This window comes from Actinoplanes sp. NPDC051633 (assembly GCF_040681735.1).
Classification (GTDB): Bacteria; Actinomycetota; Actinomycetes; order Mycobacteriales; family Micromonosporaceae; genus Actinoplanes.
This window is the reverse complement of sequence record NZ_JBFAZH010000297.1, coordinates 1-7,458: the sequence shown is the minus strand read 5'-3', so window position 1 is coordinate 7,458 and position 7,458 is coordinate 1. Positions and strand designations below refer to the sequence as shown.

General features: G+C 71.9%; 8 protein-coding genes and 2 pseudogenes. 4 read left to right on the top strand and 6 right to left on the bottom strand.

The features are described 5' to 3' along the window. Positions 1–234, bottom strand: a pseudogene (locus tag AB0M20_RS18210) (alpha-amylase); the annotation flags it as partial. A 13-nt stretch (positions 235–247) separates the two neighbouring features. On the opposite strand from AB0M20_RS18210, the gene AB0M20_RS18205 reads away from it, so the two are divergent. Both AB0M20_RS18205 and AB0M20_RS18200 read left to right on the top strand, forming a co-directional pair. Then, on the top strand, positions 248–1,303 hold the full coding sequence (locus AB0M20_RS18205; protein ID WP_364299504.1) for a LacI family DNA-binding transcriptional regulator: 1,056 nt from the start codon (positions 248–250) through the stop codon (positions 1,301–1,303). 37 nt (positions 1,304–1,340) lie between these two features. Further along, positions 1,341–1,883, top strand: coding sequence for an AAA family ATPase (locus tag AB0M20_RS18200; RefSeq protein ID WP_364299502.1), 543 nt, complete (start codon positions 1,341–1,343; stop codon positions 1,881–1,883). On the opposite strand, the gene AB0M20_RS18195 is transcribed toward AB0M20_RS18200, so the two are convergent. Beyond that, positions 1,849–2,667, bottom strand: coding sequence for a chlorophyllase (locus AB0M20_RS18195; protein ID WP_364299500.1), 819 nt, complete (start codon positions 2,665–2,667; stop codon positions 1,849–1,851). The genes AB0M20_RS18200 and AB0M20_RS18195 overlap by 35 nt on opposite strands. A gap of 233 nt (positions 2,668–2,900) precedes the next feature. Between AB0M20_RS18195 and AB0M20_RS18190 the strand changes: the two genes are divergently transcribed. After that, on the top strand, positions 2,901–3,674 hold the full coding sequence (locus AB0M20_RS18190) for an LLM class F420-dependent oxidoreductase (protein WP_364299498.1): 774 nt from the start codon (positions 2,901–2,903) through the stop codon (positions 3,672–3,674). 16 nt (positions 3,675–3,690) lie between these two features. Here the strand turns inward: AB0M20_RS18190 and AB0M20_RS18185 are convergent, their stop codons facing one another. After that, a complete protein-coding gene (locus tag AB0M20_RS18185) occupies positions 3,691–5,136 on the bottom strand; it encodes a gluconate:H+ symporter (RefSeq protein ID WP_364299496.1) in 1,446 nt (481 codons plus the stop codon). A 21-nt stretch (positions 5,137–5,157) separates the two neighbouring features. After that, positions 5,158–5,592, bottom strand: coding sequence for a MarR family transcriptional regulator (locus AB0M20_RS18180; protein ID WP_364299494.1), 435 nt, complete (start codon positions 5,590–5,592; stop codon positions 5,158–5,160). A gap of 100 nt (positions 5,593–5,692) precedes the next feature. Between AB0M20_RS18180 and AB0M20_RS18175 the strand changes: the two genes are divergently transcribed. Continuing rightward, entirely contained in the window at positions 5,693–6,313 is a 621-nt protein-coding gene (locus AB0M20_RS18175) for an NAD(P)H-dependent oxidoreductase (RefSeq protein ID WP_364299492.1), read from the top strand. Here the strand turns inward: AB0M20_RS18175 and AB0M20_RS18170 are convergent. Then, positions 6,310–6,909 (bottom strand): TetR family transcriptional regulator, encoded by a 600-nt coding sequence (locus AB0M20_RS18170; protein WP_364299490.1) that lies wholly within the window; start codon positions 6,907–6,909, stop codon positions 6,310–6,312. The two genes, AB0M20_RS18175 and AB0M20_RS18170, sit on opposite strands and share 4 nt — an antisense overlap. Then, positions 6,878–7,458 (bottom strand): annotated as a pseudogene (locus AB0M20_RS18165) (MFS transporter); the annotation flags it as partial. The gene AB0M20_RS18170 and the pseudogene AB0M20_RS18165, both read right to left, overlap by 32 nt.

Genomic DNA, 7,458 nt, shown 5'->3' with positions numbered 1-7,458 from the left:
GTCCTGCCACCACGGGTGCCCGGCCACCTCGACGTGCTCCTGCGGCGGCGACACCTGCACGCCGCCGAACCCCTTCGGGCCGAGCACGGTGGCGCATTCGGTGGCGACCGACGCCCACGGCCACTGGAAGAGGTGGACGATGACCCCGGCGGTCGCCGGGCTCGCCTCGGCGCGCCGGTCGACCGGCAGGAGAACGAGGAGGGTCGCCACCGCCAGGACCAGCCATCTACGCATCCTGAAAGCATAGATGATCGCCGATGTGGTGGAATACTTTCGGAAACTTCCGGGAAGGGGCGCTCGGGTGAACGGCAGGCGGGTGACGATCGCGGAGATCGCGGCGGAGGCGGGGGTCTCCGTGCCGACCGTCTCACGCGTGCTCAACGGCAGGACCGACGTCGCGGCGGGCACGCGGGAACGGGTCGAGAACCTGCTCAGCGAGCACGGCTACGTGCGCCGGGCGTCACGGCAGCGCCCCGGCGGCGCGGCCCTGATCGACCTGGTGTTCAACGACATCGACAGCCCGTGGGCGGTCGAGATGCTGCGCGGCGTCGAGGACGCCACCCACGCGGCCGGCGTCGGCCTGGTGGTCTCGGCGGTGCACAAGCGGCCGGCGTCCACCCGGCAGTGGCTGCAGAACCTGCGGGCGCGCACCTCGGACGGGGTCATCTTCGTGCTGTGCGGGCCCGGGCCGGCCAGCATCGAGCTGCAGCGCCTCGGCGTGCCGGTGGTGATCGTCGACCCGGCCGGCAACGCTTCGGCGGAGACCCCGACGATCGGCGCGACGAACTACGCGGGCGGGCGCAGCGCCACCGAGCATCTGGTGCGGTCGGGCCACCGCCGGATCGCGCTGATCGCTGGGCCCAAGGATCTGCTGTGCAGCCGGGCGAGGCTGGACGGCTACCGGGCGGCGCTCGACGAGGCGGGGATCGGCGAGGAGCTGATCGTCCAGGGCGACTTCCTGCACCAGTCCGGCTTCACCGCGACGGAGAAGCTGCTGTCGCGGGCCACGCCGCCGACCGCGATCTTCGCCACCAGCGACACGATGGCGCTGGGTGCCTACGAGGCGGCGCGTCAGCGGGGGCTGCGGATCCCGAACGACCTGAGCATCGTGGGCTTCGACGACCTGCCGGAGTCGCGCTGGGCGTCGCCGCCGCTGACGACCGTGCGGCAGCCGCTGGTCGAGATGGGGGCGCTGGCGGCGCGTACGGTCCTGCGGATGACCCGGGGCGAGCCGATCGAGGTACCGCGGGTCGAGCTGGTCACCGAGCTGATCGTGCGAAACAGCACCACGCCGCCGCGCTGACGGCCGGGTTGGGGACCCGTGGCTAGCATCGGGTCCCGTGATCGTATGGATCAACGGCACCCACGGCGCGGGCAAGACGACGACCAGCGCACTCGTGCAGCGACTCCTGCCGGAGTCACGGGTGTTCGACGCCGAGAAGGTCGGCGAGATCCTGATGGACATCTCGCCTGGGCTGCCCGCGACGGACAACTTCCAGCACTGGCCGCCGTGGCGGCAGCTGGTCGTGGAGACCGCCCGGCGCGTGCTCGACTACACCGGCGGCACGCTGGTGATACCGATGACCGTGCTGGTCGAGCAGTACTGGCGGGAGATCAGCGCCGGCCTCGCCCGGCACGCCATCGAGGTCCGGCACTTCGTTCTGCACGCCGACCAGGCCACCCTCCGCGCGCGCATCGCAGGAGAACACCCGATCCCCTCCCCGTTCCGGCTCGGCTACCTCGAGCCCTACGCCGAGGCGGCCCGCACGTGGCTGCACGGCGAGGCCGAGGTCGTCGACACCACGCACCTCACGCCCGCCCAGGCCGCCGCCCGGATCGCCGATGCGGTCAGAGCCGGTTCTCCAGGGTCGCCACGCCGTTGACCGCGGCGTCCGCCGGGATGCGGGCCTTCGCCGTCGCGTCGCCGTAGAGGGCCCACCGCCAGAAGTCGGTGCTCGTCCGCGTGATCGGCTCGAAGCTGTCGCTCTCGATGACGTGACCACCGTCCTGGATCGTCAGCATCGCCCTCGACCACGGCACCGCCTCGAAGACCGTGCGGCCCGCCGACCAGGCCACCGTGTCGTCCTTCGTGCCGTGCACGAAGAGCATCGCCGCCGGCGGCCCGGTGAACGGCGTGCCCTGGAAGTCGGTGCCCGCGATCACCAGGCCGGCCGTCAGCCGGGCGTCGCGCTGGGCGCTGAACAGGCCGGCCGTCGTGATGCCGCCGCCCGAGTGCCCGGCCGCGGCGATCCGGTGCTCGTCGATGACCGGGCGCAGCTCGCCACCGAGCAGCTGGTCCAGCACGTACCGGACATCGGCCGGCTGGTTGACGATGTCCTCGGCGTCGAACTTCTCCGCCTCGTACCTGGTGTGCGGAAACGCCGGGCCGGCCACCACGAAGCCGGCCTGCGCCCACCGCGAGAGCATCGCCTCGAAGTCCGTGGGCGACGAGGTCAGCCCGTGGCTGAAGAGGATCAGCGGGAACCGGCCGGCGGCCGGTGTGGCGGCGTCGACCGGCGCGGGCCGGTCCGGCACGGCGTCCTCGGCCGGATACCAGACACTGGTCGGCAACGGCCGGTCGTCGCCCCGGGCGAAGGCGAAGTCGCGCCGGCCGACGTGGTACGAGTGGGCCGGAGCGGCACCCGGTCGAGGGACGAAAGGCGTCACGCTCTGTGGCGCGAGTGACGAGACGGACGTGGACCCGAGAATGGGCGGTTCCGACGCCGACACCGCTGTGATGGCACGGTTAGCGCACGCGGAAACCGCCCCGGTGGCCAGCAGGCTCAGCAGCAGTGTTCGTCTACGCATAGTGACCATCCTGCCGGGCCTTCCTGTGTTGACCATGAGAATGGCGGCCCGCACGCCGAGCCGGAGATCACACCGCGACATAGGGTTCGTGCATGAGCTCAAGAAAGATCCGTATCGGCGTGCAGCTCCAGCCGCAGCACGCCGACTACGCCGCGATCCGCCGCGCCGCCGCCGAGGCCGAAGACCTCGGGGTGGACATCCTCTTCAACTGGGACCACTTCTACCCGCTCTCCGGCGAGCCGGAGGGCAAGCACTTCGAGTGCTGGACGATGCTGGCCGCCTGGGCCGAGCAGACGTCGCGGGCGGAGATCGGCGCACTGGTCACCTGCAACAGCTACCGCAATCCCGAGCTGCTGGCCGACATGGCCCGCACCGTCGACCACATCAGCGACGGCCGGCTGATCCTGGGCATCGGCTCCGGCTGGTTCGAGAAGGACTACCAGCAGTACGGGTATGACTTCGGCACCGCCGGCGGCCGCCTCGACAAGCTGGCCGAGGACATGCCGCGGATCGAGTCGCGCTGGGCGAAGCTCAACCCGGCGCCCACCCGCAAGATCCCGGTGCTGATCGGCGGCGGCGGCGAGAAGAAGACGCTGCGCCTGGTCGCCAAGCACGCCGACATCTGGCACTCCTTCGCCGACGCCGAGGTGCTCGAGCGCAAGCTCGGCATCCTGCGCGGGCACTGCGCGGAGGTCGGCCGCGACGCCGGCGAGATCGAGGTTTCCACCGCCGTGCGCGGCACGCCGGAGGAGGTGGCGCCGCCGCTGATCGAGCTGGGCGCCACCCTCTTCACGGTCAGCGTCGGCGGCCCGGACTACGACCTGTCCGAGCTGCGCACCTGGCTCCAGTGGCGGGACAAGCGCTAGCCGGCGAAGACGGGCGCTAGACGAAGATGTCCAGGATCATCACGCAGGCGAAGCCGACCACCGAGATGATCGTCTCCATCACCGACCAGGTCTTGATGGTCTGACCGACGGTCATCCCGAAATACTCCTTCACCAGCCAGAAGCCGGCGTCGTTGACGTGCGAGAAGAACAGCGACCCGGCGCCGATGGCCAGCGCCAGCAGCGACACCTCGGGGGTGCTGAGGGTGCCGGCCAGCGGGGCGACGATGCCCGCGGCGGTGATCGTGGCGACGGTGGCGGATCCGGTCGCGATCCGGATCCCCACCGCCACCAGGAAGCCGAGCAGCAACGCGGACATGTTGGCGTCCTTGGCGGCGTCGGCGACCACGTTGCCGACGCCTGCGTCCACCAGCACCTGCTTGAAGCCACCGCCCGCGGCCACGATGAGCAGGATCCCGGCGATCGGCGGCAGGGAGCCGCCGATCACCGCGGAGGTCTGCCGGCGGTCGAACCCGGCCCGCTTGCCGAGAGACCACATCGCGACGAGTACGCCGGCCAGCAGCGCGACCACCGGCTCGCCGGCCACGTGCAGCGCATTGCGCAGGCCGTTGTCCTCCGGCAGCGTCAGCTCGGCGACGGCCCGCAGCAGCATCAGCACGATCGGCAGCAGCACCGTGAGCACCGCGGGCCAGAAGCCGGGGTTCCGGGTCGGCCGCGGCCGGTCGTCGTTCTCCTCGACCGGCTCGGCCACCGAGTCGGCGCTCGCCGCGGCACCGGTCTCGGTGGCCATCGCGTCGACCCGGTCGGCGCCGACCAGCGCCGGGACCGGGACGTGCACCCGCTTGGCGATGAAGTTGCCGAAGATCGGGCCGGCGATGAGCACGGTCGGGATGGCGCAGAGCAGGCCGAAGGCCAGCGTCAGGCCGAGGTTCGCGTTCAGGCTGGAGATGGCGACCAGCGGACCCGGGTGCGGCGGCACCAGGCCGTGCAGCACCGACAGGCCGGCCAGCGCCGGGATGCCGATCTGCAGCAGCGGCACGGTGGTGCGGCGGGCGACCAGCAGCACGATCGGCACCAGCAGCACGACGCCGACCTCGAAGAACAGCGGCAGGCCGACCAGTGCCGCGACACCGGCCATGGCCCACGGCAGGGCCCCGCCGCTGACCTTGTCGACGATCCGCTTGACGATCCCGTCGGCGCCGCCGGAGTCGGCCAGCAGCGCGCCGATCATCGACCCGAGCGCGATCAGCAACCCGACGCCGCCGGCGGTGGTGCCCGTGCCCGTGGTGAACGACTTGACGATGTCCTCGGCGCCGGCGCCGGCGACGATGCCGAGCGTGGCGGAGCCGAGGATCAACGCCAGGAACGGATGCCACTTGGCCCACGCGATGAGCAGGATGACGACCACGATGCCGAGCACCGCGGCCAGGATCAGTTGGGTGGAGCCGGCGTCGGTGATCGCCTCAGCGGCAAGCGCGGTCATGCCGGGGCCCGTACCCCGGCATCAAGAACTTGAATCCAAAACTTTCTGCAGCGCCGATGCCATCGACTCGGCCTCCGCGGCGGTCATCCGCGACGTGAAGTGGCGGTGGACGCCGGCCAGGTAGACGGGCGCGGCCGCGCGGAGCCGCTTGCGCCCGGCGTCGGTGATCGTGGCGTACGCCGACCGGCGGTCCTGCGGATTGGCCTCGCGCGCCACCAGACCCTCGGCGACGAGCTGGTCGACCACCCGGCTGACCCGCGACCGGCTGACCACGGCGACCTGGCCCAGCTCCCCCATGCTCAGCCGCCGGTCCTTCGCCGCGTTCAGCTCGAGCAGCACGTCGTACCAGGTCAGCGGCAGCCGGCACTGCGTCTGCAGCTCCCGGTCGAGCAGCGGCACGAGCATGGCGTGCACCCGCAGGAGGCCGGCCCAGGCGGCGGTGTCGGTGTCGTCCATCACCGGAGCGTACCGAAGTCTTGTGCGTGCGCACGCATCTGGGTAACAATGTGCGTGCGCACGCAAATCACGTGCGGCAGATCGACGAAGGAGCACCGCCATGAGCAAGCTGCTGCACATCTCCGCCTCCCCCCGCGGCGAGCGGTCCGAGTCCCTCGCGATCGCGCGGACCTTCGTGGACGAGTTCCGCGAGGCGCATCCGGAGATCGAGGTCTCGGAGTTCGACCTCTGGGACGGCACCCTTCCCGCCTTCGGGCCCGACGCGGTGGCCGCCAAGATGGCCGTCTTCGCGGGCGAGGAGCCGGTCGGCGACGGCTGGCGCAACGCGGTCGACACGTTCCGGCGCTTCGACGACGCCGACCTCTACCTGTTCAGCGTCCCGATGTGGAACCACGGGGTGCCGTACATCCTGAAGCAGTTCATCGACGTGGTCAGCCAGCCCGGCCTGGTGTTCGGCTTCGACCCGGCGGAGGGCTACACCGGCCTGCTGCGCGGGAAGAAGGCCGCGGTGATCTACACGAGCGCGGTCTACGGCCCGGAGCGGGGCCCGTCCTTCGGCACCGACTTCCAGGCGCCGTACTTCGGCGACTGGCTCCGGTGGGCCGGCGTGGCCGACGTCGAGGAGATCCACTTCCGCCCGAACCTGGCGACGGCGGACGCGGCAACCGGCCGCGAGGCGGCCCACACCCAGGCCCGAGACCTGGCCAAGCGCTTCGCCTAATGCAGCGGCAGGCCGGCCTCGAGGAGCTCGAACGCCCTGTCCAGGCCCTCGAAGTCGGCCAGCTCGACCACGCCCGTCCCGCCGCCCGGGATCGCGGCCATCGTGGCGCCGATGACCGCGCCGGCCAGGACCCGGGCGGCGAAGTCGGTCGGCGGCAGGCCCGCCCGCTCGGCGACCGCCGCGCCGAGCAGCCGGATCGTCTCGGTGTACTGGAACATCGCCCGGGTCATCAGCTCCGGCGTCTCGCGGAACATGCGCTGCCGCCGCTTCTCGCGCTCCCAGTCCTCCTCGGAGAGGTTGTCGACCACCTCGTGGATGCCGTTGCGGATCGCGGTGATCGGCGAGACCTCCGGCGGCTGCGCCTTCACCGCCGCCACGATCAGCGGGTCCCAGTCGTCGACCAGGACCACGTCCTCCTTGGTCGGAAAGTAGCGGAAGAACGTGCTCTGCGAGACCTCGGCGGCCTCCGCGATCTGGTCCACGGTCGTCGCCGCGTACCCCTGCTCCTCGAACAACCGCATCGCGTGCTCGCGGATCGCGGCGCGCGTCCGCGCCTTCTTCCGCTCACGCAACCCGCTCGGCAGGGATGTGGTCATGCTGCGATTCTGCCAGCACCGGTGCCTTGGGTACGCGCGGCAGCGCCACCACCGCGACCACGGCGCCGACCACCGCGATCGCGGCCGCCACCAGCAGTGACCTGGTCCTGCCGTGCGCGAACGCCGCCCGCGCCGGGCCGGCCGCCCACGCGACCCCCGCGCTCACGCTCCCCCGGGCCGCCTCGGGCGCGCCGGCCGGCAGCGCGTCGCGGTAACCGCCGTTCAACGCCGCACCGAGGATCGCGACACCGAGCGCCCCGCCCAGCTGGCGCATCGCCTGGATCAGCCCGGAGCCGACCCCGCTGCGTTCGCGCGTCAGTGCGCCGAGCGCGGCGTTCATCGCGGGCGGCATGGCGATCCCCAGACCCAGCCCGGCCACGGTGACCCACGCCGCGACCCAGCCGTACCCGGTGTCCGCGCCCGCCGCCGCGCCGGCCACCATCCCGGCCGCCATCACCGCCAGGCCGGCGGCGACCGCGACCCGCGCCTGCGGGAAGCGGCCGGTCAGCCGCGACCCCACCATGATCCCGCCGATCACCGGCAGCAGGC